Below are 915 nucleotides of genomic sequence, written 5' to 3'. Positions count from 1 at the left end.
CGATACAGGGATGCTGGGGACTTGAACAGGTTTTCGCCAAAATGAGAATTGCTGTTTAGACCCAGGATCTTTGGTAAATGGGGCGACATTGTTATGATAAAATGCGAGCAGGCTCTGTGTAATGCTGACTGGAACATCCCGATTGTGGGTCTGCCACTTATGTCATATAAAAGAAAAACATCAATTGCTACCTTGGCGTTGGTCTGTATCCTTGATCTCGCTCCTAAGTCTTTGGCGACTTCTAGGTTGGTCTCTGCTCAATTATATCCAAATCGTTCGAGAACGGCTTTGACCTCGACTGGGTTGGCGACCAATGAAGTGGTTTTATCTCAGGCTGAACCTTTATCGGAGAGTTCAGAGGGAAGGTCTGTAGAATCAGCACCTAGTAGGACTGACCCCGCAGGACTGGTGGCTGCTTCATCGTCGGGACAGTTTCTCCTGTGGTTATTAATACTATTATCTATTGCTGTCTTAATTGCTTTTCTGCTCTGGAGAAAGCGCGATCGCTATTTGAGGTCAGCACAGGCTAAAACTGAGGGTTTAGGACAATCCCTTCAACCTGAACCAACCCCGGATTTAGCATCAACAACCTTATCGCAGATGTCAAAGGATACATCTACAACGCTAGCATTACATGAATCGGCAAAAACTTCTATATCCTCTGATACTAAACCTGAAGAAACATCAACGCTTATTTATCCAGAACTATCAGCCAAAACTTTCGATTTCCAAACAGTCTCAGAAACTGTCTCCCAATCCGAGGTGGTGGAAGATGTGGAAACTGAGGAGAGTTACCAGGTAGCAGATATTGGGGATTCGGATTCGGAAAGGGTCTCCCAATCCGAGGTGGTGGAAGATGCGGAAACTGAGGAGAGTTACCAGGTAGCAGATATTGGGGATTCGGATTCGGAAAGG

Annotated in this window: 1 protein-coding gene; it reads left to right on the top strand. The window is 45.7% G+C overall.

Features of this window, described 5'->3' with window-relative positions:
• Positions 1–159: 159 nt before the first annotated feature.
• On the top strand, positions 160–915 hold a 756-nt coding region (locus P5674_RS25255), incomplete at its 3' end, for a hypothetical protein (protein ID WP_315670429.1).

The sequence above is a fragment of the Limnospira sp. PMC 289.06 genome (assembly GCF_032350395.1).
In the GTDB taxonomy this organism is placed as follows: domain Bacteria; phylum Cyanobacteriota; class Cyanobacteriia; order Cyanobacteriales; family Microcoleaceae; genus Limnospira; species Limnospira platensis.
The sequence above is the reverse complement of the archived record's forward strand: the minus strand, read 5'-3'. Positions and strand labels throughout refer to the sequence as shown.